Origin of the sequence: Haloarcula sediminis, assembly GCF_035656455.1 — an archaeon.
Taxonomy (GTDB): Archaea; Halobacteriota; Halobacteria; order Halobacteriales; family Haloarculaceae; genus Haloarcula; species Haloarcula sediminis.
In genome coordinates this window covers 754,243-779,400 of the sequence record NZ_JAYMGA010000001.1, presented here as the reverse complement: position 1 = coordinate 779,400, position 25,158 = coordinate 754,243, and the positions used below count along the sequence as shown (strand labels likewise).

The following is a 25,158-nucleotide window of genomic DNA, read 5'->3' as shown; positions in this document are numbered from 1 at the left end:
CTGGGGCCCCAGCGACGGCTACTGTTCGGGCTGGCTCTCCGCCTCGCCGTCGCTTGCCTGCCCCGCGGGGGAGGTCCGGCTGTCTGACTGGCGCTTGCGGTGGATGATTCCCTGCATGTTGGCGGTGTTTGCGGTTATCTCGCGGAACGCGTCGCCGGTCGCGCTCTCGTCGTCCATGACGAGCGGCTCGCCGCTGTCGCCGCCCTCGCGGACCGCGGGGTCCAGTGGCACCTCGCCGAGGAACGGCATGTCGGTCTCGTCGGCGAACTCGTGGCCCCCGCCGCTCCCGAAGATGTCGTGGCTGCCCCCGCAGTCGGGACAGACGAACGTGGACATGTTCTCGACGATACCGAGCACCGGCGTCTCGTGGCGGCCGAACATCCGGAGTCCCTTTCGAGCGTCGTCGAGGGCGACCTCCTGTGGCGTGGTGACGATGACGGCCCCCGAGACGGGGACCCGCTGGAGCATCGTCAGCTGGGTGTCGCCGGTGCCCGGCGGCAGGTCCACGATCATGTAGTCGAGCGTGCCCCACAGCACGTCCGACCAGAGCTGGGTGAGCACGTTGTCGACCATCGGGCCACGGAAGATGACCGGGTCGTCCTTGCCGACGAGGAAGTCCATGCTCATCAGCTTCATCCCGTACTTCTCGACCGGGATTATCTCGTCGTCCTCGGTGGCCTGCGGGGACTCGTCGGCGTCTAGCATCCGCGGCACGTTGGGCCCGTACACGTCGGCGTCGAACAGGCCGACGCGAGCGCCGAGGCGCGAGAGGCCGGCGGCGAGATTGACGGCGACGGTCGACTTGCCGACGCCGCCTTTCCCCGAGGCCACGGCGATGACGTTGCTGACGTTCGGGAGCGGGTCTTCCTCCTCGCTGACACCGCGGTCGACGCTCGCCGAGAGGTCGACCCGGCGGTCGAGGTCCGAAAGCGCTTCACGGACCTCGTTGGCCATCCCTGTCTCCGTCGGTGAGTAGGGCGCACCGAGCGCGAGGTCGATGCGTATCTCCTCGTCGTCGATATCGATGCTGTTTACGAGCCCCAGCGCCACGATGTCGTCGCCCAGATCCGGGTCCTCGACGGCCCGGAGCCGCTCGCGCACATCGGCTTCGTTCATACGTCCGGTAGGCCACGGAGGTGCGATAAGGATTGTGACGTAGGAGCCGTCGAACAGCGTGAGACGGCTCCGAACGAGCGAACGGTGTAACCGCGAGCAAGGAGTGACCCGCGAGCAGGGCGAGGGACCGAACGGAGTGAGGTCCCTCGTAGCGAAACGGTGAACGAAGTGAGCCGTGGAGCAGCGAGATGCCTCCCTGCGGTCGGCATCTCCAGAACGCGAGCGGGGCGATAGTCTCCCGGGTCAGATTTAGCACCGTTGTGTCGTTTTAAGCGGCTGCGCGCAGTACCACGGGACGTGCTAGAGGACGGCCACGGCCGCGAAGTCACGCAGGTCCGGGTCTCGCTGACGGACCGGTGTAACTTCGACTGTGTCTACTGTCACAACGAGGGGCTTGGAGACACCCGCGGGCCGATGGACGCGCGGGACCACGAGATGGAGACCGACGACGTGGTCCGGTTCCTCGAAGTCGCCCGGGAGTTCGACGTCGAGGCGGTCAAGTTCACCGGCGGCGAGCCGATGCTGCGCGGTGACCTGGAAGAGATTATCCGCCGGACGCCGGACGGGATGGCGGTGTCGATGACGACCAACGGCACCTTCCTCCCCGGCCGCGCGCCGGACCTCGTCGACGCTGGGCTGGAGCGTGTGAACATCTCTCAGGACGCGCTCGACCGGGAGGCGTTCGCCGAGATAACCCAGAGTGGTGCCTACGAGCGGGTCATCGAGGGGGTCGAAGCGGCGCTTTCTGCCGGGCTGGACCCGGTGAAACTGAACATGGTCGTCTTCGAGCCGACGGCGGGGTACGTCCCGGAGATGGTCGACCACGTCGCGCGAAACGACGGCCTCCGACTGCAGCTCATCGAGTACATGCCCGAACTCGTCGGCCGCCCGGAGTGGGCCATCGACATCGAGCGGGTCCACGACTGGCTGGCCCAGCGGGCCGACCGCGTCGAGAGCCGGGAGATGCACGACCGCACCCGTTACTGGGTACGCGCCGAGAACGGCGACGGCGAGGGGATGGTCGAAATCGTCGACCCCGTGGAGAACACCGACTTCTGTGATAACTGCCATCGCGTGCGCGTGACACACGATGGGAAGCTGAAGGGCTGTCTGAACCGCACCGACGACCTGCGGTCGATGGGCGAGATGACGAGCGACGAGATTCGCGAGACCTTTCGGGAAACAGCCGCGAATCGCGTGCCGTACTACGGCGAGTACCTGGTCCGGAACGAGGCCGGCGAGTGGGTGGTCAACGAGGAGTACGTCGAGCGGGAGCCGCTGGCCGCTGACGACGACTGATACTGGTGGCTGTACCAAACTGACGGAATTTGCCACCGCGACCATCGATACGACCGTACAGCCACCAGTACGAGCTCCGCGGGGTCCGGTCAGCGTGACGGCCGACGGAAGGTGTAACTGACCCGCCCGTCGCCAGATGAGACGTGTATCTCGCCGCTCTCGTCGTCGAACTGGAGTTGGTCCGCGGGCCCGTCGAAACCGTGGAGGGGCATGCCACCCTGTACACGCCCGTCGGGGTCGACCGAGAAGTACGTCGACCCGCTGAACTCGGCGGTGAGGGTCCCGTCCGAGGCCTCGGTCACGCGGTTCTCCCCGGCGAACCGTTCGAGGTGCCGGCGAAGTGTCCCCCTGTCGCTTGGCTCGATTGCCACATTTCCGGGTGTGCTGTCGTCCATATCGTCCGCAGGGCCGGCGGCCACTACTGCCTTGTGACACGGGCTCATGGCCAGCTCTCACGCGCCCGCGCCCCTTCGTTGCGTTTAAATACAACCCCGGGATACGTACGAACAGACTCGTGTAGGGGGGTCGGCTCCCGAGTCCGCGTGCTGCGGGCGCGAGTATCAAGCAAGCGTGTCGTGGTAGCCAAGCCTGGCCCAAGGCGCAGGGTTGCTAACTCTGTGGCGTACAGCCTCCTGGGTTCGAATCCCAGCCACGACGCTCACCCCAATACAAGATATGAGTGCAGAAGACCCAGACGCGGGCGAGGACGCGGATGAGGAGGAGGACATCCGCTACTTCGTTCGCATCGGACAGACAGACCTCGACGGCACCAAGTCCGTCGAGCGAGCACTGACAGAACTGAACGGCATCGGCCACCGCGCCGCCCGCATCATCGCCCAGCGCGCTGACGTGGACCGTCGCGCGGTCTTTGGCAAGCTGGACGACGACGTCATCGACGAGGTCGTCGACCAGGTCCAGAACTTCGCCGACAACGTCCCCGAGTGGATGACGAACCACCAGAAGGACTACTTCACCGGCGAGACCACCCACGAGACGGGTAACGACCTCCAGCTCACCCGCCGGCAGGACATCAACCGCATGAAGATGATCGACTCCTACCGCGGCGTCCGCCACAAGCGCGGCCAGAAGGTACGGGGTCAGCGGACCAAGTCCACCGGTCGTACCGAGGGGACCATCGGCGTCAACGTCGAGGCCATCAAGGAAGAACAGGCTGAGGAAGCCGCCGCGGAGGATGACGAATAATGGCACTCGGTTCCAACACGAAGTTCTACGAGACGCCGAACCACCCCTATCAGGGTGAACGAATCGCCGATGAGAGCAACCTCAAGGGCCGCTACGGCCTGAAAAACAAGGAGGAGCTCTGGCGCGCCCAGTCCGAGCTGCGTGGCTACCGCCGCGAGGCCCGGAAGCTGCTGGGCAGCACCGAGGGGACCGACCTCGAAGCCGAGGAGTTCCTGGCCCGACTCAAACGCTACGGCATCCTCAACGAGCAGGACCAGCTGGACGACGTACTGTCCCTGGACGTCACCGACGTCCTCGAACGCCGGCTCCAGACGGTCGTCTACCGCAAGGGCTACGCGAACACGCCCGAGCAGGCGCGACAGTTCATCGTCCACGGCCACATCGAACTCGACGACGCACGCGTCACCCGGCCGTCGATGAAGGTCGACGTGGCCGTCGAGAGCTCGGTCGGCTTCGACGAGAACAGCTCGCTGTCGGACGAACTGCATCCTGAGCGCGCGGAGGCCCAAGAATGAGCGAGGAAACCGAAGACATCTGGGGCGTCGCCCACGTCCACGCATCGTTCAACAACACCATCATCACCATCACCGACCAGACCGGCGCGGAGACGCTCGCAAAGAGCTCCGGCGGGACGGTCGTCAAGCAGAACCGCGACGAGGCCTCGCCCTACGCGGCGATGCAGATGGCCGAGGTCGTCGCCGAGAAGGCGCTGGACCGCGGCGTCGAAGGCGTCGACGTTCGCGTCCGCGGCCCCGGTGGGAACCAGCAGACCTCCCCCGGCCCGGGCGCCCAGGCCACCATCCGAGCGCTGGCCCGAGCGGGACTGGAAATCGGCCGTATCGAGGACGTCACGCCGACGCCCCACGACGGCACCCGCGCGCCAAAGAACTCCGGATTCTAACCAATGACACAGGACTACGAGGTTGAGTTCGTCGAACGCGGCGAGCGGGAGTCGCTCGTGCTCGTGCGTGGCATCACGCCGGCTTTCGCCAACGGCATCCGCCGGGCAATGGTCGCCGACGTGCCCACGTTCAGCATCGACACCGTCCGCGTCATCGAGAACACCAGCGTGATGTTCAACGAGCAGATCGGCCTCCGACTGGGGCTGGTCCCGCTGACCACCGACCTCGACGACTTCGAGGTCGGTGACGAGGTGACGCTGTCGCTGTCGGTCGACGGGCCGAGTACGGCCTACTCCAGTGACCTCGTCTCCAGTGACTCGCTGGTAGCGCCCGCCGACGACAACATCCCCATCATCGACCTGAAAGACGGCCAGCGCCTCGAAGTCGAGGCCGACGCCGTCCTCGATACGGGGAAAGAACACGCCAAACACCAGGGCGGCGTGGCCGTCGGCTACCGACACCTCCAGCGAACCGAGGTCGTCGGCGACACGGGCGAGTTCGAGGACGAGGAACCGCAGATTCTGCGCGGCGTCATCGAGGAGGGCGCGGCCGACGCGGCCGCCGACCCGGACGCCGCGGACGGCGACCTCGTCCCGACGAGCGAGTTCGACAACGACCTCTCCCAGCGGTATCCGGGCAAGGAGGTCGAAGTCACCGACGTGGAGAACGCGTTCGTGTTCCACATCGAGACAGACGGCTCGTTCGTCACTGACGAACTCTTCGTCCGCGCGGTCGAGACGCTACGCGACCGGGCGACCGAACTGAAAGACGCGGTCCAACTGTAACGCCAATGCCCCGAAACACCCCTTCGACGCCGATGACCGCCCGTGCCCCGAGCGCGAGGACCGAAAGGGGTTTTACGGGGCATCAAGAATCAACTAATGCGAGCAGGGATAGCCAAGTTTGGCCAACGGCGCAGCGTTCAGGGCGCTGTCCCGTAGGGGTCCGCAGGTTCAAATCCTGCTCCCTGCACTTTTCCTACCAAGGAGGAACCCTATGAGCAAGACGAATCCGAGACTCAGTAGTCTCATCGCCGACCTGAAGTCGGCCGCCCGCAACTCGGGCGGCGCAGTCTGGGGCGACGTCGCCGAACGGCTGCAGAAGCCGCGGCGTACACACGCGGAAGTCAACCTGGGCCGCATCGAGCGGTACGCACAGGAAGACGAGACCGTGGTCGTTCCCGGAAAGGTGCTCGGCTCCGGCGTCCTGCAGAAGGACGTCACCGTCGCCGCTGTCGACTTCTCCGGAACCGCCCAGACGAAGATCGACAAGGTCGGAGAGGCTGTATCGCTAGAACAGGCAATCGAGAACAACCCCGAAGGCTCCCACGTCCGGGTGATTCGATGAGCGTCGCCGAATTCGACGCCGACATCGTCGTCGACGCCCGCGACTGTATCATGGGCCGGGTCGCCTCGCAGGTGGCCGAGAAGGCGCTCGACGGACAGACCGTCGCCGTCATCAACGCCGAGGGCGCGGTCATCACCGGCCGCGAAGAGCAGATCAAAGAGAAGTACAAGAAACGCGTCGACATCGGCGCCGACAACCAGTACTTCTACCCCAAGCGACCCGACGGCATCCTCAAGCGCGCCATCCGCGGCATGCTGCCCCACAAGAAGCAGCGCGGCCGCGAGGCGTTCGAGAACGTCCGCGTCTACGTGGGCAACCCACACGACAAGGACAGCGAAGTGCTAGAGGGAACGTCACTGGACCGACTCTCGAACATCAAATTCGTCACGCTCGCGGAAGTGAGCGAGACACTCGGAGCGAACAAGACATGGTAACGAACACGTCTGGCAAGAAAAAGACCGCCGTCGCTCGCGCCACGATCCGCGAGGGCGAGGGTCGCGTGCGTATCGATTCCCAGCCGGTCGAACTGGTCGACCCGGAGCTGGCCCAGCTGAAGATGCTGGAACCGTTCCGCATCGCCGACGAGGACCTCCGCGACGACGTCGACGTCGACGTCTCCGTCGAGGGTGGCGGCGTGATGGGGCAGGCCGACGCGGCCCGCACCGCCATCGCCCGCGGCCTCGTCGACTTCACAAACGACGCCGAACTCCGCGACGCGTTCATGGAGTTCGACCGCTCGCTGCTGGTCAACGACGTTCGCCAGTCCGAACCCAAGAAGTGGGGCGGTCCCGGCGCCCGGGCCCGCTACCAGAAATCCTACCGCTGAGGTGATTCAAGCATGATGGTACCGGTCCGGTGTTTCACGTGCGGTAACGTCGTCGGCGAGCACTGGGAGGAGTTCAAGGCCCGCACCCGCGAGGCCGAAGAGCCCGAGGACCCCGAGATGGTCCTCGACGAGCTCGGCGTCGAGCGACACTGCTGTCGCCGGATGCTCGTCTCTCACAAAGACCTGGTCGACATCGTCGCTCCCTACCAATGAACGCACAGGAAAGCCGATACGAGAAGGCCCGCAAACTGGGCGCGCGAGCGCTCCAGCTGGCCCACGGCGCACCCGTGCTCATCGAGACGGAACACACCCAACCCATCCTCATCGCGGCCGAGGAGTACGACGCCGGTGTGTTGCCGTTTACCGTTCACAGAGGTGACCACAAATGACGCTAATCACAGATATCCGACTCCGCCGCGTACTCGACTCGCGTGGCAACGCGACTGTCGAGGCCGACGTACTCACCGAGAGTGGCGGCTTCGGCCGCGGCAAGGCACCGAGCGGCGCAAGCACCGGCGAATACGAGGCGCTCGAACTGCCGGCTCAGGAGGCCATCGCGAACGCTCGCGAAGACGCGCTCCCGCGCCTCATCGGCGAGGTCCACGCCGGCAACCAGCGCGACGTCGACAACGCGCTGCGTGGCGCTGACGGGACGGACGACTTCTCCAGTATCGGCGCCAACAGCGCGGTCGCCATCTCGATGGCGGCCGCCGCGGCCGGTGCAGACGTGCTGGGCGCACCGCTGTACCAGCACCTCGGTGGCACGTTCCGGGGCAACGAGTTCCCGACGCCGCTGGGTAACATCATCGGCGGCGGCGAACACGCCGCCGACGCCACCAACATCCAGGAGTTCCTGTCGGCCCCCGTCGGCGCGCCGAGCGTCGAGGAGGCCGTCTTCGCCAACGCCGCGGTCCACCAGGAGGTCCACGACATCCTCTCCGACCGCGACCTGCCAGCGGGCAAGGGCGACGAGGGCGCCTGGGCGCCGTCGATCTCCGACGACGAGGCCTTCGAGATCATGGCCGAGGCCGTCGAGAACGTCGCGGACGACGTCGGCTTTGCCATCCAGTTCGGCCTCGACGTCGCTGCGGCCGAGATGTACGACGAGGACGAGGGCGGCTACGTCTACGACGATGGCGCCAAGTCGACCGACGAGCAGATCGACTACATCGCCGAGAAGGTCGAGGAGTACGACCTCGTCTACGTCGAGGACCCACTCGACGAGAACGACTACGAGGGTCACACGGAACTGACCGACCGCGTGGGCGACCAGACGCTCATCTGCGGTGACGACCTGTTCGTGACCAACGTCGAGCGCCTCCAGACGGGTATCCAGCAGGGCGCCGGCAACTCCATCCTCATCAAGCCAAACCAGATCGGGACGCTTTCCGACGCCGTCGACGCCATCGAACTGGCGACCGAGAACGGCTACGAGTCCGTTGTCTCCCACCGGAGCGGCGAGACCGAGGACACCACTATCGCACACCTCGCCGTTGCGACCGGCGCCGCGTTCATCAAGACGGGCGCCGTCGGTGGCGAGCGCACTGCCAAACTGAACGAACTGATCCGTATCGAGGACAACGCAGTATGAGCGGCAACGAGAAAGAAGGTCTCGACGCAGAGGAGTCCGAGTTCGACCCGTCCGAGGACGAGGAAGAGCTAGACGCCGACGCGGAGACCGAAGACGCCGAACAGCCCGCCGACGCCGAGGAGGCCGAGGCCGAGACAGTCGAAGCGGAAGCCGAAGAGGACGAGGGCCCACAGCTCGACGAGGACGTCATGCCCGACGAGCAGAGCGAGGCCGACCTCCTCATCCCCGTCGAGGACTACCTCGGCGCGGGTGTCCACATCGGGACCCAGCAAAAGACCCAGGACATGGAGCGGTTCATCCACCGCGTCCGGACCGACGGGCTCTACGTACTGGACGTTTCGATGACCGACTCCCGGATTCGGACCGCCGCGGACTTCCTGGCCAACTACGAGCCCGAGCAGATCCTCGTGGCTTCCTCGCGCCAGTACGGCCGGTTCCCGGCCGAGAAGTTCGCCGACGCCGTCGGCGCACGGGCCCGTACGGGCCGGTTTATCCCGGGAACGCTGACGAACCCGGACTACGACGGCTACATCGAGCCGGACGTCGTGGTCGTCACCGACCCCATCGGTGACGCCCAGGCCGTCAAGGAGGCCATCACGGTCGGTATCCCCGTCATCGCGATGTGTGACTCCAACAACACCACCTCGAACGTGGACCTCGTCGTTCCGACCAACAACAAGGGGCGAAAGGCGCTGTCGGTCGTCTACTGGCTGCTGGCCAACGAGACGCTCGACCGCCGCGGTGCCGAGCCGTCCTACGGGCTCGACGACTTCGAGTCCGAGCTCTGAGCGGCCGATTTTCCGCTTTCCTGTCACACCAGTGTCCGAGCGGCTGCTGGGCCCGTAGCGGACCAGCTCCATCCTGGCCTGGTGTGTCTCACGGCGTTTTCACCCTCCCCAAACCATAGTAGTCCCGGCAGTGTACGGGACGACGATGGCAGAACACGACACCCTCCTCAACGCCGTCATCGGCGCCGTCGCGAGTATCGTCCTGGGGTTTGTCCCCTTCTCGACCGTGCTCGGCGGGGCAATCGCGGGCTATCTCGAAGGCGGGACCCGCTCGGACGGGCTGCGGGTCGGGGCCATCTCGGGTGTGCTGGGACTGGTCGTCGGCGCGGTTTTTTTCTTCGTCGTCGTCCTGTTTTTCGGCGTCTTCGCCGTCGGCGCGGGCGCGCCGCTGGCCTTTAGCGCCTTTGGGGTCCTCTTCCTGCTGTTCGGGGCTGTGCTGAGTGCGCTCTACACCGTCGGTCTGAGCGCGCTGGGGGGCTGGCTGGGCAACTACGCGAAGTACGAACTCGATATCTGACCCCACAGTATATATCCGGCCCTGCCGACAGCACCCGGTATGCGTGAGACGCTCGTCGACGCCGGCTGGGGGGCGCTGGTCACGCTGGCTCTCTCGATTGTCCCGTTTTCCTCGGTCGTAGGCGGCGCCGTCGCGGCCCACCGGCACGGCGGCGGGTACCGCAGCGGCCTGTGGCTCGGGACCCTGGCCGGCGTGGCCGCGATGGTCCCGCTGCTGGCGCTGTTTGTCCCGTCGCTGTTTATCGCTGGGTTGCTCGGCTTCGGTATCCCGCCGTCGTCGCCGGGGTATGGGCTCTTTCTCGCGCTCGTCTTTACCTTCTTCCTGCTTTACACCGTCGGCCTGAGCGCCGTCGGCGGCCTGGGGGGCGTGTGGACCCGGGCCAACACCGACTGGAATCTCGACCCGGTCCGGTGGCTGTAGCGGCCGGGAATCGACTGTAGAAGGTCGCTTTGCCACACGTGGGCGGCAGGCGGTGCCGACGTGGCCAGCTACGAGTCGTCCAGCGCGTCCGAGAGCGGGTCGCTGTCCGATTTCGGCTCGAACGCCGTCGCGTCCTCGGAGTCGTCGGCCGTCTCCACCTCGTCCGGGTCGGCGGCGTCGTCGTCGGCCGGTTCCCCCTCGCCCGCGTCCTCGGAGTCGCCGTCGAACAGGTCCGAGACATCTTCGACCGGCTCCTCGCCGTCGCCACCCTCGTCGGCCGTCTCGCCGAACAGGTCGTCGGCCGTCCGAGGTCCGTCCGCGGACCCCTCGCCGCCGTTGTCTATCTCCCAGTCGTCGGGCGCCGATTCCGCGGCGGTCGACTCGTCTGTATCGAACTCCGAGGGGTCCGGTGGCGACCACTCTTCGGGCTGTGTCTCCGCCCGCCCGGTCGTCGACACGGGGCCGTCGTCCGCAGTGGGCGTCTCGTCCGCGGGCTTTTCGCTCTCGCCGGGCGCGTCCGGTGTGACCGACTCCTCCGCGGGCTCGTCGGGTGCGTCCCAGGCGTCCGGCTCGCGGTCGTCGTCCGGCGACGAGTCGCTCACGGGGCCCGATTGGCCGTCGTCCGCCGGCTCCGGTGGGTCCTCGACAACGGTCTGTGCGTCGGTAGCCGGCTCCGCCGACGATTCGGCGGTTACGTCACCCTCGGGTGCATCCGCGGTCGGCTCGGCGGGCGCATCGGCGACATCGTCGGCCGTTGCCGCGGCGTCGTCCCCCGGGGCGTTCACAGCTGGCTCGGCGTCGTCCGTCCCGGCGGCTTCCGGTGTCGCGGCCGCCGCTGTGGCCCCGCCAGCGTCGGTGGTGTCGGGGGCCTGCGACACGGCGTCTCCTCCGTCGGCGTCGTCGGTTCTCCTCTCGTCCGCGTCGGTGTCGTCGGTCCCCGTCTCGGTCGCTGCGACGGTTCGCCCCTGTACGACCCCAGCCATCGTAGCGTCGGCGACGAGCTTGTACACCAGTCCGGCGAGTCCCGAAACGAAAAGCAAGACGCCGATAGCGACGAGTGCGATAGCCGCCACGGCGGTCCCGGTCGCGGCCGACCCGGCGCCGCTACCGACGACGTTCGTGAGGACCGGTCTACCGATCGCGGCCCCGCCGGCGACGAAGACGCCGGCGACGAGTGTCACGACGAGGAGGTAGCCAACGAAGCGGACACCGTATCGGTAGACATCTGATAACCCAGCAGCAGACATAGTCGGACAAATGATAACTGCGGCCAAATAGGTTACGACGAATCAGGTCCGCTCTCGCCGGCGACGGTCGTTCCGGGGGCCGAACCGGCGAGGAAGGCCCCGAGCGCCTCGGGGCCGAAGACGTGGGCCGGCGAGTCGAGCCCGAGCAGTGCCCGGACCTTCCCCGCCATCCCGCCGGAGACGTCGGTGGCGTCGCTCCCGCCCAGCGCCGACGCGACCTCGTCGAACGACGTGATGCGGTCGATCACGCTTCCATCCTCGTCGAGCACGCCCGGGACCGTCGAGCAGACGCCGACCCTGTCCGCCCCCACGGCCGGGGCCAGTTCGACGACGAGTTCGTCGCCGCTGCAGACCGTCGCCCCCTCGCCCCGGTGGGCGACAAGGTCGCCATGGAGGACGGGGACAAAGCCCTCCGCGAGCAGTGTCCGGACCTGTTCGGTCGGGAGGGCGAGGCGGCCGTCGGCATCGCGGCTCGCGGCGGAGAACGGGTGGACCGGGACCGCGGGCGCGTCCCTGTCGGTCAGTGCGGTCACGACGGCGTCGTTCAGCCGCTTCATCGCGCCGTGGATGGCGGCGACTCCGGCGGCGTCGTGGGTGCCCTCGGTCGTGCTGACGCCGTACTCGGCGGCGTGGTGGTGACCGAAGCTCCCGCCGCCATGGACCACCACCAGGTCGTTGCCGCTGTCGGCGACGGCGTCGGCGGCGGTCCCGAGGGCGTCGTCGTCGACGGTCTCGGGTTCGTCCTTTGCGGTGACGACGCTGCCGCCGAGTTTCAGGACGACGGTCACTCCGCCCGGACCCCCTCGGTGTCGAGCGCCGCCCGGAAGGCCTCGTCACAGCCGGGCGTGTACTTCAGCGCCGTCAGCGCGGCGTCCGTCTCGTCGAGGGCGACGACACAGCCGCCGCCGCCGGCACCCGTGAGCTTCGCGCCGCTTGCGCCCGCGTCGCGGGCCGCCCACACCATCGTGTCAAGCGAGCGGGCGGAGACGCCAAGCGCGGCCAGCAGCCCGTGGTTGAAGTCCATCAGCTCGCCCAGCGTCTCGGTGTCCCCGCTTCCCAGGACGCCTTCTCCCTCCCGGACGATGTCGCCGATGCTCTCGACGGTATCGGCCGCGAAGTCGTACTCGCCGCGCAGCTCCCGGACGCCGGCGACGAGTTGCCCGGTGTCGCCGGCGCCGCCGTCGTAGCCGACGACAAAGGGGAGGTTCCCGACCCCTTCGAGGCGGCGACAGTCGTCGCCCTCGACCCGGACCGCGCCGCCCATCGCCGAGCAGAACGTGTCCGCCCGGGAGGCTTCCCCGTCCTGGACCGCGGCCTCGACCTGGTAGGCCCGGTCGGCGACCTCTTCGGGGGCGAGTTCGACGCCCAGCTCGCGACAGCCGGCGTCGATGGCCGCACAGGCGACCGCGGCCGACGAGCCCAGCCCCGCGCCCAGCGGAATCGCGCTCTCTATCCATATCTCGAAGCCGGCCTCGGGCGCGTCGGCCGCGTCACGGACCTGTTCGACGGCCTCGTTGACGTAGCCCACGGCGGCCTCAAGCAGCGAGTTCTCCGCGTCGACGTCGGGATGGTCCGTCCCCTCGTCCATGTACTCGACGGTGAACCCGTCGAGCTGGAGGTCCTCGGCGTGGACGACCAGCCCCTCGTCTCGCTTCTCGGCCGTGACCCGGGCCCGGCGCTCGATGGCACACGGGACCGCCGGCTCGCCGTAGACGACTGCGTGCTCCCCGAACAGGTACACCTTGCCGGGAGCGCTCGACGTGACCATACCCGCCCCTGTGAGCGCAGGGGGTTAGGTGTTTTCGGAGACCGGCGGCGAGGCTCAAACAGCCGTTGTACCGACCTGAAAACACTTGTGTAAAACCGCGGAACGGTCGCGTATGAACCGACGACAGTTGCTGGCGACGCTCGGTACGGGTGTCGGCGGCCTCGCGGGGTGTCTCACCGGGACGCCGGGCGAGTCGACAGTGACGCCAGTCGGTGAGGATACCCCCGACGAACCGACCGCCGGCCGGACACCGACACCCGCCGACGGCGAAGGCGTCTCCGACATCATCGTCCGCAAGGCAGTCAGGTACGAATCGTTCCTCGGTTCCGGCGGCGTGCTCGCCGCCGACGGGCGGCAGTACGTGGTCGCCAGCGTCGGTGCCGACAGCAGCCAGCGGGAGTCCGAGTACGTCTTCGAGGCCAGCGGCCAGACCTGGGAAGCCGGCCTGCCCACGACGGCGGGCGGGAACACCCGTTCTGTCGCCGGCCGGGACTGGCCGGTGGTCGGGTTCGAGGTCCCATCACCGCTGCCCGCGTCGGACCCGCAGCTCCGGTCGGACGACGGCGACGGCGCCTGGGCGCTCGGAGCGGACGACACCACGGGACTCGCTGAGCCGGGACCGAGCTACGAACTCGACGAGCTGACCGCGCCCGAGAGCGTCTCTCAGGGCGAGACGATGACCGTCGAACTCACCGCGACGAACGTCTCCGACACCGACGGCCGGTTCCTCGCGGCCGTCTACTGGCCGACCGAGCGCATCGCCGATGACGACGAGTCCCACATCGTCGACCGGACAGTCCCGGCCGGCGACACCGTCACTGCGTCACTCGATATCAACACGGCGTCCACCGCTGACGAGAGCGGACCGGTCACCCTCTCCGTCGAGGGTCACATTGCTGCGAACAGGGACGTTCAGGTAGAAGACATAAAGGGGAACGCGTGAGTCCGCCGGAGGGCTGTCTCGACGGCCGACGACCGGTCACCGATACGCTTCCAGCAGGTCGTCGAGCAGGAGACAGCGCGGGTCGGTCACGGGGTAGGCCGTGTCGATGTACGCTTCGGCCGTCTCGATGTCGCCCCGGACGGCGTACTGCCGGACGCGGGCCGCGTTCTCGTAGAAGGCCTCGTTGAGTTCGGCCTCGCCGGCCTCGGCTGTCGCCGGGCCCTGGTCGAACAGCTCGCCCCGAATCTCCTCGAAATCGACCATCTCGGCCTCGTACTCGCCGAGCTCCGACAGGACGTACTCCACGGCGAACCGCTGGAACTCCGACTTGCTCGAGAAGACGTCGTTCTCGACCATCTCCTCGACGCGGTCCATCACCGCCTCGGGGAACCGGACTGTAGATTTGACCACGTTGTTCGATGCACAGGGTGAACCACTATAAATTCACCTCAGAATGCAAGCTTTCCGACAGATGTGCGAACCGGCGAACTACCGCTTGCGGACCCGCATCGACATCTCCTGGCGTGGATGCGCGGTGAGCGAGGGCATCAGCTCCAGGGGCGTCTCCCCCAGAAAGTCCAGTTCGTACTCCTTTGCCGTCGTCGCGACGATGAGCTGGGCCTCGAGCATCGCCAGGTGTTTGCCGATGCAGTGGCGCGGCCCGCCGCCAAAGGGGAAATAGGCGAACCGCGGCCGCTCCTTGGCCCGCTCTGGCTTCCAGCGCTCGGGGTCGAACGTCTCGGGGTCGTCATAGAACCGCTCGGAGCGATGGACGCCCCACTGGGGAAGCATCAGCGTCATCCCCGCCTCGATGGGGTACCCCGACAGCGTCACGTCCTCGGTCGGCTCGCGGAAGATCGTGTACACCGGCGGGTAGAGCCGCATCGCCTCCTGGATGACCCACTCCAGGTAGTCCAGCTCCCGGACGTGTTCCATCCCGGGGCGGTCGTCGCCGATGACCTCGTCTAGCTCCTCGTGGACCCGCTGTTCGACCTCGGGATGCTCCGACAGCAGGAACCACGTGTAGGTGAGCGTCAGCGCCGTGGTGTCGTGGCCCGCAAGCAGCATGGTCATCATCTCGTCGCGGAGCTGTTCGGGCGACTCCACGCCGTCGTCCCGGGCGCGGATGAGCACCGAGAGGAAGTCCATCGGGCCATCCGACCCGCTGCCGGCGGTCCGCTCGCGCACCGCGATGATGTCGTCGAGAATCGAATCGAGCGTCTCGACGGCCGCGTCGAACTCGGCGTCGTCGGGCATCGGCATCCACTCCGGGGCGGCAAAACGGAGCGGGTCCGGCTCGAAGCGCTGGCCCAGCGGCATGAGCTGTTCCTCTATCTCCTCGACGCGGGCCTCGCTTAGCTCGACGCCCATCATCAGATCGAGGATGACATCGAGCGTCGTCCGTGTCATCACGCGTTCGACGTTGACCACGTCGCCGTCGTCCCAGTCGGCCAGCCGGTCCTCGGCGTGGCCGGTGATGCGGTCTGCCATCCCCGCTAGCCGGCGCATCGAGAACGCCGGGTTGGCGAGCTGGCGCTGTTTCTCCCAGGTGTCGCCCTCCGAGAGCAGGAGGCCATCGCCCAGCAGGTCCCCCAGCGCATCGCCCTGGAAGTCGGGTTTCCGGAAGCGGTCGGCCTCCGAGACCAGCACCCGCTCTATCGCGGCCGGGTCCGAGAGCAGCACCGTCTCCATCGGCCCCATATCGAAGTAGGCCACGTCGCCGTAGGCGTCCTCCAGGGTCGAGATGAACCTGAACGGGTCCGAGGCGTAGGTCCGACTGCTCCCGAACAGCGGTTCGCCCTTCGGTCCGGGTGGCGTTTCTGCCATGGCCCGGGTTAGGACTCAACACGTTTGAATCGTGTGCCAACACCGGTCCCGACGCCGCCCGCTTCGACCCGCTTCAGCCCGGTGAACTGCATCGCCGGCCGGGCACTGACTCCCGGTCTCGAACGCTACGGGCGTCGCCGCGGAACCCACATCGTTTTATGAACTCGCGTTGTAGCTATCGATAACCGAGCGCACGGCCGCCCGCGATGGGGTCGGCGGCCGGCAGACGACGGGAACAGTCGTCGGGACGCGAGTCCCTTCCACTACGGACGTCGAGGCTACGGGCGACACCCGGCCGGCCTCGCCGTCCAAGCGCCGTTGCAGCCGTTACCGTCGTTGCCAGCCCCGACCGCCGCTCGCGGACGGCTCCTACTCGGAGCTACAACCATGGAAGTCGAAATCGCAACAATTGGCGGATACGAGGCTGTTGGCCGACAGATGACGGCCGTTCGAGCGGGCGACGACGTCGTCATCTTCGACATGGGCCTCAACCTCTCGAAGGTACTGATTCACGACAACGTCGAGACCGAGCGGATGCACTCGCTCGACCTCATCGACATGGGCGCCATCCCGGACGACCGCGTCATGTCCGAACTCGAAGGCGACGTGAAGGCCATCGTGCCGACACACGGTCACCTGGACCACATCGGCGCCATCTCGAAGCTCGCACACCGCTACGACGCCCCCATCGTCGCGACGCCCTTTACCATCGAACTGGTCAAACAGCAGATCAAGGGCGAGGAGAAGTTCGGGGTCCAGAACGACCTCGTCAAGATGGAGGCCGGCGAGACGATGCAGATCGGCGAGCGCAACGAACTGGAGTTCGTCAACGTCACCCACTCCATCATCGACGCCATCAACCCCGTCCTCCACACCCCCGAGGGCGCGGTCGTCTACGGGCTGGACAAGCGGATGGACCACACGCCGGTCATCGGCGACCCCATCGACATGAAGCGGTTCCGGGAGATCGGCCGCGAGGACGAGGGCGTCCTCTGTTACATCGAGGACTGTACGAACGCAGGCAAGAAGGGCCGTACCCCCTCCGAGAACGTCGCTCGAACGCACCTCAAGGACGTGATGACGAGCATCGAGGACTACGACGGCGGCATCGTCGCCACGACGTTCTCCTCACACATCGCCCGCGTCAAAAGTCTCGTCGAGTTCGCCGACGACATCGGCCGCCAGCCGGTGTTGCTGGGCCGCTCGATGGAGAAGTACTCCGGCACAGCAGAGCGACTGGACTTCGTCGACTTCCCCGACGATCTGGGGATGTACGGTCACCGCAAGTCCGTCGACCGCACGTTCAAGCGGATTATGAACGAGGGCAAGGAGAACTTCCTGCCTATCGTCACCGGCCACCAGGGCGAGCCGCGCGCGATGCTCACTCGGATGGGCCGAGGCGAGACGCCCTACGAACTGGACGACGGCGACAAGGTGCTGTTCTCGGCCCGGGTCATCCCGGAGCCGACCAACGAGGGCCAGCGCTACCAGTCCGAGAAGCTACTGGGGATGCAGGGCGCCCGCATCTACGACGACATCCACGTCTCGGGCCACCTCCGACAGGAAGGCCACTACGAGATGCTCGACGCGCTCCAGCCACAGCACGTCATCCCGGCCCACCAGAGTCTGAAAGGGTTCGCGCCATACGTCGACCTCGCCGAGGACTTCGGGTTCGAGGTCGGTCGCGACCTGCACATCACCCGTAACGGCAACAGGATCCAGCTCACGGAATAACATGTCCGAACGCCATCAGCAGGTCGAAGCGGCAATCCTCGACCGTCGCGAGCGGGTCAACGAGGCGCTCCCGGAGGAGCTGCCGGTCTCCCGACCGGAGGGGCTCTACGAGGCGACCCGGTACCTGCTCGACGCCGGCGGCAAGCGGCTCCGGCCGACGGTCCTCCTGCTGGTCGGCGAGTCGCTGCTCGATGTCGAACCCCTGGGTGCTGACTACCGGTCGTTCCCGCGGCTCGACGGCGGGGAGGTCGACCTGCTGTCGGCTGCCGTCGCCATCGAGGTCATACAGACCTTCACGCTCATCCACGACGACATCATGGACGACGACGACCTGCGACGTGGCGTGCCCGCCGTCCACAAGGAGTACGACCTCTCGACGGCGATTCTGGCCGGTGACACGCTGTACTCGAAGGCCTTCGAGTTCCTCCTTGCGACCGGCGCGTCCGACGACCGGACCGTGGCCGCGAACAAGCGCCTGGCCGAGACCTGTACCCGGATCTGCGAGGGCCAATCACTCGACATCGAGTTCGAGGCCCGCGGCGCGGTCACGCCCGACGAGTACCTGGAGATGGTCGAGCTCAAGACCGCGGTGCTGTACGGCGCGGCGGCGGCGATCCCGGCTACGCTGCTCGGGGCCGACGACGAGACCGTCGCGGCGCTGTACAACCACGGGCTCGACGTGGGGCGGGCCTTCCAGATTCAGGACGACCTGCTGGACCTGACGACGCCCTCGGAGAAGCTGGGCAAACAGCGCGGCTCGGACCTCGTCGAGAACAAGCAGACGCTCGTCACGCTCCACGCCCGTCAGCAGGGCGTCGACGTGGCGAATCTCGTCGACACCGACTCCGTCGAGGCCGTCTCCGAGGCCGAAATCGACGCGGCCGTCGAGACGCTGCGCGAGGCGGGCTCTATCGAGTACGCCCAGTCTCGCGCCCAGGAGCTGGTCACAAGCGGCAAGGAGAACCTCGAAGTGTTGCCCGACAACGAGGCCCGGGACCTGCTTTCCGGTATCGCGGACTACCTGGTCGAGCGCGAGTACTGACGGCGCTCGCCGGTGGATTTTTACTCCCGAGGCGGTAGTTCCACAGTATAACCGACGATCGCTGGATACCCGTTGCCGACCTATGGACCCTCCCAACCGCCCACAGTACGTCTCGACTGACCGACTCGTAGTTGTGGGCAGTGCACTCGTTCTCGTGGCGGTAGTGGCGGTCGGTCTCTGGTCGGCCGGCCCGGGGAGCGGCGGGACGCCGACCGTCAACGGGAACGTCAGCGAGCAGTACGACTCTATCGACGCGCTGTCGGCGACGCGGACGACCGTCATCGAACGCAACGGGACGGTCAGTTCCAGGGCGGTACACAGCGTGACGCTGGCGCCCGGGACGGGCAAACAGCGGCTCCGCCTCGTCGAGTCGTCGGCGGACCGGTACGACCTCCGGATATCGAACGGGTCGGTGCTGTGGCTCCACGAGCGGGACCGAAACCAGGTGACGCGGATTCCGCTTACCGGGGCGTCGCGGACGGCCGCCAGCGCCGACCGGGTGCACCGTCTGCTCGTGCGTGCGAACCTCACGCCGAACCGCTCGGCGGGGGCCCCGCCCGCGGTCGAGCCACTGCCCGTGGTGCCACAGGAGCGGGGCCAGCCACCCCGGCGGGCGACGGCCGGTTACGCCGTCAGCTACGTCGGCACCGAGAGTATCGACGGCCGGGAGGCGTACGCCATCGAGATCACGCCGCGTGCGGACTCCGCGGCCACGTACCGGCAGACGGTCTGGGTCGACACCGAGTGGCTCTACCCGCTCAAACGACAGACCGCGTGGCGCGATGACGGGGTCCGGACCGAGTTGACGACCACCTACACCGACGTGTCCTTCGACGCCACCGCCGACCCGGGAACGTTCCGCCCCGACATCGGCCCGAACACGTCGGTCGAGACGGCAGACACGCCGGAGACGACGGTGTACCGTCGTCGCGGTGCCCTGGCTGCCAACACCTCGCTTCGGGTCCCCGAGCCGGAGCTGCCGCCGTCGTACGAACGGACCTACGCCACGCGGACCACGGGCGATGTCAGGGGGGTCGGACTCCGGTACGTGAACCGGACCAGCGAGATCACGGTGTCGAAGTACAACTTCACGTACGAGCCGACGGACCCGGACGAGCGGCGCCGCGTCGACGGCCGATCGGCGACGGTCAGCCGCGGGCCGACGCTGTCGGTGTCGTGGAACTGCGACAGGTTCCGTTACACCGTCCGGGGGACCGGTGTGACAGTCGACCAGCTCGTCACCGTCGCCCGGTCGGTCGGCTGTCCCGTGGCCCCGAGCTATAGTAGCCGTTGAAAATCAACGCACACCCGACCGTACGCCAGCGGGCGGTCGGTGTGTAAATCGTTTCAATCGTTACTATAGGCGACCGACTTCTGGGTCAGAAACTCGGCTCCGATTTATATGTCCCCGGCGGTCCACAGACGAGTTGCGGGAGGCGGTGGTCCCCACTGCCTAGCCCTCCTCGCTTCGGGACTCCCGCATCGAAGTTGCCCACTGTGGGTTCCCCACCCGGCCTGCCGTGCCCACGTTCCAGCCGTCCCCGCCGTGCGGTCCCCCCTCCACTCCCTCCAACTCCGTGGTTTCCACCCACCCTCCTTCCCCGCTGACGCGTGGCCGACTGTCGGACGACGGCTTCTGGCTCGGAAAGTGGCAGGACCTTTTATGCAACCGGCGGTGGTTGGTCCCGTACGTGAGTGAGGACCCGGCGTTGGGGGACGTTCTCGACCTGCTTAGCGACGAGTACGCCCGGGACATCCTCGCGGCAGCGAGTGAAAGACCAATGTCCGCAAACGAGCTCGCCGAACAGTGTGGCATGTCGGAGCCGACGGTGTATCGCCGAATCAGCTCGCTTCAGGAACACGAGCTGGTGGCGGCCCGGACAAAAGTAGAGACCGGGGGCAACGACTACAAGCTCTACGTGGCGACGCTTTCGCGGTTCGCGCTCGAACTCGAGGACGGGTCGTTCGAATCGGCTATCGACCGCCGGACAGCGCCGTCGTTTCCCGGGCAAGCGGAGGACGACACGGCCGACCGGTTCACCAAGATGTGGGAGAACCTGTGATATGATTTCGCTACCCACACTGGTCGACTGGCTCATCGTCGGCTTTGCCTTTGGCTCGACCCTGGTTGGAGCGTATATCGGCTACCAGGCCTACCGCGGCTACAGGCGACACGACAGCCCGACGATGCGGTTTCTCTCGCTCGGACTGTTCTTGCTCACGACGGTCGCGTTCAGCATCGCCTTCGTCGGGTCGGTGTTGCTCAGAGAGGGGATTCTCCCGGTCCGATTCCAGCAGTCGCTCACGCTGGTGACGCGCACGCTGCAGTTCCTCGGTGTGGTGTTCATCGCGTACTCGCTCCACCGGCGCGGCTGACCGGGCCCCGCGGTCCTCTCCCGGGACGGTAAACCGAACCCGACGGCGTTTTGAGGCCGCCCGTCGGACCGTTCGACCATGGACGAGGACTTGCGCCAGCGTATCGAGGAGGCCGCCGAGACGAACGCCCTCCTCAACGCGGTCAAACACGACAGCGAGGCACAGGTCGGGGCCATCATGGGGCCACTGATGGGCGAAAACCCCGATTTCCGGGAGTACGGCGACGAGATACCCGGTATCATCGCGCCGGTGGTCGAGCGGGTCAACGGGATGGACGGCGAGGAGCGCAGAGAGCGCATCGCCGAACTCGCCCCGGATCGACTCGACGAGATAGAGAGCGAGGACGAGGGCGACGACCACCCGCTACCGGACCTGCCAAACGCCGACGAGGGCGAGGTGCGGATGCGGGTCGCCCCGAACCCCAACGGGCCGTGGCACATCGGCCACGCCCGCATGGCGGCGGTCATCGGGACCTACAAGGAGCGCTACGACGGCGAGTTCGTCTGTCGCTTCGACGACACCGACCCCGAGACCAAGCGCCCGGACCTCGACGCCTACGACGCCATCATAGACGCAATCGGCTATCTCGGCTTCGAGCCCGACAACGTGGTCAAAGCCAGCGACCGCGTCGATATCTACTACGACCACGCCCGCGAACTCATCGAACTGGGCGGCGCCTACACCTGCTCCTGTCCGCAGGGGGACTTTTCGGACCTGAAAAACAGCGGGGAGGCCTGTCCCCACCGCGAGAAGGACAGCGAGACCGTCGCCGAGGAGTTCGAGGCGATGGTCGACGGGGAGTACGACAGCGGCGAGATGGTCCTTCGGGTGCGGACCGACATCACCCACAAGAACCCCGCCTTGCGTGACTTCGTCGCCTTCCGGATGATAGACACGCCACACCCGCGCGAGGAGGCCGCCGACTACCGCTGCTGGCCGATGCTCGACTTCCAGAGCGGTATCGACGACCACCTGCTGGGCATCACTCACATCATCCGGGGTATCGACCTGCAGGACTCGGCCAAGCGGCAGGGCTTCGTCTACGATTACTTCGACTGGGAGTACCCCGAGGTCGTCCACTGGGGCCACGTCCAGGTCGACGCCTACGACGTGTCGATGTCGACCTCGACCATCGGCGAACTCATCGCCGAGGGCGACCTCGACGGCTGGGACGACCCGCGCGCGCCGACGGTCGCCAGCCTGCGGCGCCGGGGCATCCGCGGTGAGGCACTCGTCGACGCGATGGTCGAACTGGGCACCTCGACCTCCGACGTGGATCTCGCGATATCCTCGGTCTATGCGAACAACCGCGACATGATAGACGACGAGACCGACCGCGCCTTTTTTGTCCGGGACGACCCGTCCCACGGCGGACTGGTCGAGCGTGCCGTCGTCGGCGGACCGGACGCCGGGCACCCGCCGTTACACCCCGACTTCGAGGAGCGGGGCCGTCGCGAGATCCCCGTCACGGCGGGCGTTGCCGTCGAGGGCGACGACCTGCCCGCACAGGGTGAACGGGTCTGGCTGAAGGGCTATGGCTGCGTGCGACACACCGACGACGGCTTCGAGTACGTCGGCGACGATATCACGGCGGTCCGTGAGGAGGGCGTCGACGTGGTCCACTGGGCGCCCGCCGACGGCCCCGACCTCCGACTGCGGACGATGGACGGCGACGTGACCGGCGTGACCGAACCCGGCGTCCTCGACTACGCGCCCGACGACATGCTCCAGTTCGAGCGCATCGGCTTTGCCCGCCTCGACCGCCTGGACGCCGACGGCGAGTCGGTCGCCTACTTCGCCCACCCCTGAACGGCGAACTCGAACCGGGCGCCGCCCGACTCGCTTTCGGTGACAGTGACGCGCCAGCCGTGTGCGTCCGCGATGGTCCGGACGATGTCGAGCCCGAAGCCCGTCCCGTCCTCCGCCGTGGTAAAGCCCGACTCGAACACCTTCTCGGTCTCGCTCTCGGCGATGCCGGCCCCGTCGTCGGCGACGTAGAACCCCTCGTCCAGCCCGCCGACGGTCACGGTCACGGGCGCCGTCTCGGTCCCGCCGCCGTGGCGTATCGCGTTGCTGAACAGGTTCTCCAGCAGCTCCACCACCCGGTCCGGGTCGCAGTCGACGGTCGGCGGGTCCGCGATCGCTATTTGCCCGCTCTCGCTCGCGACGTTCGCCCACGCCTGCTCGGCGAGCGTCGAGAGCGCCGCCGGCTCCGTCTCGCCGATGGCCCGCCCCTGTCTGGCCAGCGACAGGGTGTCGTCGATGAGCTGTTCCATCCGTTTCAGGGCGCTCTCGGCGTCGTCGAGGTGGGACGCGCCGTCACCGTCGGTGTCGCGCGCGAGCTGGAGGTGCCCCGCCGCGACCTGCAGGGGGCTCCGGAGGTCGTGGCTGACGAGGGTGGCGAACTCGTCTAACCGCTCGTTCTGGCGTTCGAGCTGCCGCTCTCTGGCCTTCTGCTCGGTGATGTCCGCGATGATGGCCACGGTCCCGACGATGTCGCCGTCGGTGTCCCGTATCGGGGCCGCCGAAACCCTGGTGGGAACCGTCTGTCCGTCCTTGCGTCGCAGTTCCGTCTCCCACCCCGTGAGGTGGTCACCGGCCTGTATCCGCTCGTGTTGCTCTAGGAGTTGCTCGCTGTTCTCTTCGGGGATAACCGGCAGTTGCTCGCCCCGGACCTCCTCGGCTTCCCACCCGAACAGCGACTCCGCCGCGGGGTTCCAGACATCGACGATGCCCCGTGTGTCGTGGGCGACGATGGCCAGCGGCGAGGCCTCGACGAGTGTCTCCAGGCGCTCTGTCGTCTGTGCCAGCTCGGACTCGATGGCCTTCCGGCGGCTGATATCCCGTATGATGCCGACACGGCCGGTGTCGCCGTCGTCGAGTTCGACCGGGGCGAGGTCGAGTTCGCAGGGGACATCCGTCCCCGACGCCGTCCGGACCGTCGCCTCCGTGCGGTTGCTGAACCCGCCGTCGGTGATCGTCGGCTCCGGCCCCAGGACGGCCGATATCGACTTACCGACGAGGGCCTCGCTGTCGTACCCAACAAGCTCCGCGAACGGGTCGTTGTACCGGACGATGCGGTCGTCGCCGTCGAGGACGTAGACGGGTTCGGTGACCGAGTCGAAGATGAGCTTGTACTGTTCGAGGCGCTGTTCCCGGCGCTTCCGGTCGGTGACGTCGCGAAGCACCACCAGCGTCCCAACCTCGTCGTCGAACCGGTCGGTAAAGGACGTCGTCTCTACCTCCAGGAACCGTTCGTTCACCGAGAGCTCCTCCCAGTCGCGGTGGTCACCGTCCTCGGCCTGTACCCGCTCCCACTCCTCGATGACGCTCTCGATGGGTTGTCCCACGACCCCCTCGTCGCCCAGCAGCGTTCTGGCCGCGGGGTTGACGTCGCTGATCCGGCCGTCGACGTCTAGGACCACAGTCCCGTCGCCCATGGTCTCGACGATGGCAGACTGGGCCGCCGGGACCGGGTCCAGCGTTTTGAACGTATAGAGCCCGACCGTCATCGCGACCCCCGAGATGCCCCAGGCGAATATCGTCGCGTCCTCCGGAACTTCGAGGAAGTACCGCTGGGTGAGAGCGACGGTCCAGGGGGCAAGCGCCGCGACCAGAACGGCCGCGGCCTGTGTCCGGTAGAGGTGCCGCGACCGGACAAACAGCTGGACGAGTACGATGGTCCCGGCCAGCGCGGTGACGAGAATCGTTCCCATGTGGGCGAGAAAAAGCGGCGTGAGCTGCGTGTCCACGGCGTGGAGGAGGGACCCGGCGGTCCCCGTCGACGGAAGCTCGAAGAGGGAGATGCCGGGCAGCAGGAAGCCGACGACCAGAAAGAGCGGGTCAAGCGCCAGCACGGCGACGACACGGCGGGTCAGCGACCGGTCGAAGTTCGCATACTGGAGGGCGCCACAGAGCCACGAGATGGCGACCACGCTCTGTGCCACCGTCGCCACCTGCCTGTAGCGAAGCTGTGTCGAAAGCGTCGTGGCGGTGATATCACTGGCGTACGCGAACGCCCCGACACCGAGCGCGAGGAAAAACACCAGCATGGGGGTCCCGCCCGGCTCCGTCCGCTTGCGCCAGGCGAGCCCGGCGAACAGCGCGGAGACGCCCCCGAGGAGATAGAGCGAGAGAACGAACCGCTCGTACATTGATTCCCTGAACGTGCGTTATTTTTCCTCTTTGTTCTATCGGTACGCCATCGAGAGG

29 protein-coding genes and 2 tRNA genes are annotated in these 25,158 nt (G+C 67.1%); 23 read left to right on the top strand and 8 right to left on the bottom strand.

Annotation, left to right across the window (positions count from 1 at the left end):
- Positions 1-18 precede the first annotated feature (18 nt).
- Complete coding sequence (locus VJ162_RS04175; protein ID WP_324662579.1) at positions 19-1,116, bottom strand: Mrp/NBP35 family ATP-binding protein; 1,098 nt, start codon at positions 1,114-1,116, stop codon at positions 19-21.
- A 297-nt stretch (positions 1,117-1,413) separates the two neighbouring features.
- Here VJ162_RS04175 and moaA point away from each other — a divergent pair, with 297 nt between their 5' ends.
- On the top strand, positions 1,414-2,415 hold the full coding sequence (moaA, locus tag VJ162_RS04170; protein WP_324662577.1) for a GTP 3',8-cyclase MoaA: 1,002 nt from the start codon (positions 1,414-1,416) through the stop codon (positions 2,413-2,415).
- A gap of 89 nt (positions 2,416-2,504) precedes the next feature.
- On the opposite strand, the gene VJ162_RS04165 is transcribed toward moaA, so the two are convergent.
- Positions 2,505-2,810: a hypothetical protein gene (locus tag VJ162_RS04165; protein ID WP_324662574.1), complete on the bottom strand. Its 306-nt coding sequence runs from the start codon at positions 2,808-2,810 to the stop codon at positions 2,505-2,507.
- Positions 2,811-2,987: 177 nt separating this feature from the next.
- On the opposite strand from VJ162_RS04165, the gene VJ162_RS04160 reads away from it, so the two are divergent.
- The 15 genes from VJ162_RS04160 (at position 2,988) to VJ162_RS04090 (ending at position 10,009) form a co-directional block, all read left to right on the top strand.
- A tRNA-Ser gene (locus VJ162_RS04160) sits at positions 2,988-3,072 on the top strand.
- An 18-nt stretch (positions 3,073-3,090) separates the two neighbouring features.
- Complete coding sequence (locus VJ162_RS04155; RefSeq protein ID WP_262178101.1) at positions 3,091-3,618, top strand: 30S ribosomal protein S13; 528 nt, start codon at positions 3,091-3,093, stop codon at positions 3,616-3,618.
- Complete coding sequence (locus VJ162_RS04150; RefSeq protein WP_324662571.1) at positions 3,618-4,133, top strand: 30S ribosomal protein S4; 516 nt, start codon at positions 3,618-3,620, stop codon at positions 4,131-4,133. The genes VJ162_RS04155 and VJ162_RS04150 overlap by 1 nt, the downstream gene beginning before the upstream one ends.
- Positions 4,130-4,519: a 30S ribosomal protein S11 gene (locus tag VJ162_RS04145; RefSeq protein ID WP_262178096.1), complete on the top strand. Its 390-nt coding sequence runs from the start codon at positions 4,130-4,132 to the stop codon at positions 4,517-4,519. The genes VJ162_RS04150 and VJ162_RS04145 overlap by 4 nt, the downstream gene beginning before the upstream one ends.
- 3 nt (positions 4,520-4,522) lie before the next feature.
- Positions 4,523-5,305, top strand: coding sequence for a DNA-directed RNA polymerase subunit D (locus VJ162_RS04140; RefSeq protein ID WP_324662568.1), 783 nt, complete (start codon positions 4,523-4,525; stop codon positions 5,303-5,305).
- A gap of 102 nt (positions 5,306-5,407) precedes the next feature.
- Positions 5,408-5,492: transfer RNA gene (locus VJ162_RS04135), tRNA-Leu, on the top strand.
- 24 nt (positions 5,493-5,516) lie between these two features.
- On the top strand, positions 5,517-5,867 hold the full coding sequence (locus VJ162_RS04130) for a 50S ribosomal protein L18e (protein WP_324662565.1): 351 nt from the start codon (positions 5,517-5,519) through the stop codon (positions 5,865-5,867).
- Entirely contained in the window at positions 5,864-6,301 is a 438-nt protein-coding gene (locus VJ162_RS04125; protein WP_324662564.1) for a 50S ribosomal protein L13, read from the top strand. Before VJ162_RS04130 ends, VJ162_RS04125 begins: the two co-directional genes overlap by 4 nt.
- The gene (locus tag VJ162_RS04120; protein WP_324662563.1) at positions 6,295-6,693 is read left to right on the top strand and encodes a 30S ribosomal protein S9; all 399 of its coding nucleotides are present in this window, start codon (positions 6,295-6,297) and stop codon (positions 6,691-6,693) included. Before VJ162_RS04125 ends, VJ162_RS04120 begins: the two co-directional genes overlap by 7 nt.
- 12 nt (positions 6,694-6,705) lie before the next feature.
- Positions 6,706-6,906, top strand: coding sequence for a DNA-directed RNA polymerase subunit N (locus VJ162_RS04115; RefSeq protein ID WP_166970841.1), 201 nt, complete (start codon positions 6,706-6,708; stop codon positions 6,904-6,906).
- Positions 6,903-7,082 carry a DNA-directed RNA polymerase subunit K gene (locus VJ162_RS04110; protein WP_324662560.1) on the top strand — a complete coding sequence of 60 codons (180 nt, stop codon included), beginning with the start codon at positions 6,903-6,905 and terminating at the stop codon, positions 7,080-7,082. Before VJ162_RS04115 ends, VJ162_RS04110 begins: the two co-directional genes overlap by 4 nt.
- Positions 7,079-8,284: a phosphopyruvate hydratase gene (gene eno / locus VJ162_RS04105; RefSeq protein ID WP_324662558.1), complete on the top strand. Its 1,206-nt coding sequence runs from the start codon at positions 7,079-7,081 to the stop codon at positions 8,282-8,284. The genes VJ162_RS04110 and eno overlap by 4 nt, the downstream gene beginning before the upstream one ends.
- Complete coding sequence (gene rpsB / locus VJ162_RS04100; RefSeq protein WP_324662557.1) at positions 8,281-9,072, top strand: 30S ribosomal protein S2; 792 nt, start codon at positions 8,281-8,283, stop codon at positions 9,070-9,072. The genes eno and rpsB overlap by 4 nt, the downstream gene beginning before the upstream one ends.
- Positions 9,073-9,217: 145 nt before the next feature.
- Entirely contained in the window at positions 9,218-9,589 is a 372-nt protein-coding gene (locus tag VJ162_RS04095; protein WP_324662556.1) for a DUF5518 domain-containing protein, read from the top strand.
- 39 nt (positions 9,590-9,628) lie between these two features.
- Positions 9,629-10,009 carry a DUF5518 domain-containing protein gene (locus tag VJ162_RS04090; RefSeq protein ID WP_324662553.1) on the top strand — a complete coding sequence of 127 codons (381 nt, stop codon included), beginning with the start codon at positions 9,629-9,631 and terminating at the stop codon, positions 10,007-10,009.
- Between the two features lie 68 nt (positions 10,010-10,077).
- Here VJ162_RS04090 and VJ162_RS04085 read toward each other — a convergent pair whose 3' ends face one another.
- The 3 genes from VJ162_RS04085 to mvk are packed head-to-tail and all read right to left on the bottom strand — an operon-like array spanning position 10,078 to position 13,024.
- The gene (locus VJ162_RS04085) at positions 10,078-11,256 is read right to left on the bottom strand and encodes a hypothetical protein (RefSeq protein ID WP_324662552.1); all 1,179 of its coding nucleotides are present in this window, start codon (positions 11,254-11,256) and stop codon (positions 10,078-10,080) included.
- Positions 11,257-11,288: 32 nt separating this feature from the next.
- Positions 11,289-12,044, bottom strand: coding sequence for an isopentenyl phosphate kinase (locus tag VJ162_RS04080; protein WP_324662551.1), 756 nt, complete (start codon positions 12,042-12,044; stop codon positions 11,289-11,291).
- Positions 12,041-13,024: a mevalonate kinase gene (mvk, locus tag VJ162_RS04075; RefSeq protein ID WP_324662550.1), complete on the bottom strand. Its 984-nt coding sequence runs from the start codon at positions 13,022-13,024 to the stop codon at positions 12,041-12,043. Before mvk ends, VJ162_RS04080 begins: the two co-directional genes overlap by 4 nt.
- Before the next feature lie 112 nt (positions 13,025-13,136).
- Between mvk and VJ162_RS04070 the strand changes: the two genes are divergently transcribed.
- A complete protein-coding gene (locus VJ162_RS04070; protein WP_324662549.1) occupies positions 13,137-13,967 on the top strand; it encodes a hypothetical protein in 831 nt (276 codons plus the stop codon).
- A gap of 36 nt (positions 13,968-14,003) precedes the next feature.
- Here the strand turns inward: VJ162_RS04070 and VJ162_RS04065 are convergent, their stop codons facing one another.
- A complete protein-coding gene (locus VJ162_RS04065) occupies positions 14,004-14,378 on the bottom strand; it encodes a ribbon-helix-helix domain-containing protein (RefSeq protein ID WP_324662548.1) in 375 nt (124 codons plus the stop codon).
- Positions 14,379-14,456: 78 nt separating this feature from the next.
- On the bottom strand, positions 14,457-15,794 hold the full coding sequence (locus VJ162_RS04060; protein ID WP_324662547.1) for a cytochrome P450: 1,338 nt from the start codon (positions 15,792-15,794) through the stop codon (positions 14,457-14,459).
- Between the two features lie 387 nt (positions 15,795-16,181).
- Between VJ162_RS04060 and VJ162_RS04055 the strand changes: the two genes are divergently transcribed.
- From VJ162_RS04055 to VJ162_RS04030, 6 genes are all read left to right on the top strand, one after another.
- Entirely contained in the window at positions 16,182-17,528 is a 1,347-nt protein-coding gene (locus tag VJ162_RS04055) for an RNase J family beta-CASP ribonuclease (RefSeq protein WP_324662545.1), read from the top strand.
- 1 nt (position 17,529) lies between these two features.
- Positions 17,530-18,570 carry a geranylfarnesyl diphosphate synthase gene (gene idsA3 / locus VJ162_RS04050; RefSeq protein WP_324662544.1) on the top strand — a complete coding sequence of 347 codons (1,041 nt, stop codon included), beginning with the start codon at positions 17,530-17,532 and terminating at the stop codon, positions 18,568-18,570.
- Between the two features lie 82 nt (positions 18,571-18,652).
- Positions 18,653-19,864: a LolA family protein gene (locus tag VJ162_RS04045; protein WP_324662542.1), complete on the top strand. Its 1,212-nt coding sequence runs from the start codon at positions 18,653-18,655 to the stop codon at positions 19,862-19,864.
- Between the two features lie 397 nt (positions 19,865-20,261).
- Positions 20,262-20,633, top strand: a complete 372-nt coding sequence (locus VJ162_RS04040) for an ArsR/SmtB family transcription factor (RefSeq protein ID WP_407066824.1) — start codon at positions 20,262-20,264, stop codon at positions 20,631-20,633.
- 1 nt (position 20,634) lies between these two features.
- On the top strand, positions 20,635-20,946 hold the full coding sequence (locus VJ162_RS04035; RefSeq protein WP_324662540.1) for a DUF7521 family protein: 312 nt from the start codon (positions 20,635-20,637) through the stop codon (positions 20,944-20,946).
- A 78-nt stretch (positions 20,947-21,024) separates the two neighbouring features.
- Entirely contained in the window at positions 21,025-22,755 is a 1,731-nt protein-coding gene (locus VJ162_RS04030) for a glutamate--tRNA ligase (protein ID WP_324662538.1), read from the top strand.
- On the opposite strand, the gene VJ162_RS04025 is transcribed toward VJ162_RS04030, so the two are convergent.
- Positions 22,737-25,100 carry a PAS domain S-box protein gene (locus tag VJ162_RS04025; RefSeq protein WP_324662537.1) on the bottom strand — a complete coding sequence of 788 codons (2,364 nt, stop codon included), beginning with the start codon at positions 25,098-25,100 and terminating at the stop codon, positions 22,737-22,739. The genes VJ162_RS04030 and VJ162_RS04025 overlap by 19 nt on opposite strands.
- Positions 25,101-25,158 lie beyond the last annotated feature (58 nt).